At 69.3% G+C, this 420-nt stretch carries 1 protein-coding gene; it reads left to right on the forward strand.

The genetic code is table 11. The annotated features are described in order from the left end of the window. On the forward strand, positions 1–420 hold a 420-nt coding region (locus tag JK364_RS54660), incomplete at both ends, for a ketoacyl-synthetase C-terminal extension domain-containing protein (protein ID WP_307841745.1).

Here is a 420-nt window from a genome sequence, read left to right on the forward strand (position 1 = left end):
TACCCAGGCCGCTGCCGGTGTTTCCGGTGTGATCAAGATGGTCATGGCCCTCCAGAACGGCGTGGTGCCCCGCACCCTGCATGTCGAAGAACCGTCACGACACGTGGACTGGACGGCCGGCGCTGTGGAGCTGGTGACGGAGAACCAGTCGTGGCCGGAGACGGGCAGGGCCCGCCGGGCGGCGGTGTCCTCGTTCGGTTTCAGTGGCACCAATGCGCATGTCATTTTGGAGAGCGCACCCGCCCAGCCCCCGGCGCCGGCCAGGGACACTCCGGCGGCGGCCGTCACGGCCGGTGTGGTGCCGTTGCCGATCTCGGCCAAGAGCTTGCCTGCCCTGGCCGATCTCGAAGACCGGCTCCGCGCGTACCTGACCACCGCACCCGAGACCGACCTGCCCGCCGTGGCATCAACACTGGCGAG

This window comes from Streptomyces endocoffeicus (genome assembly GCF_016741935.1).
Classification (GTDB): Bacteria; Actinomycetota; Actinomycetes; order Streptomycetales; family Streptomycetaceae; genus Streptomyces; species Streptomyces endocoffeicus.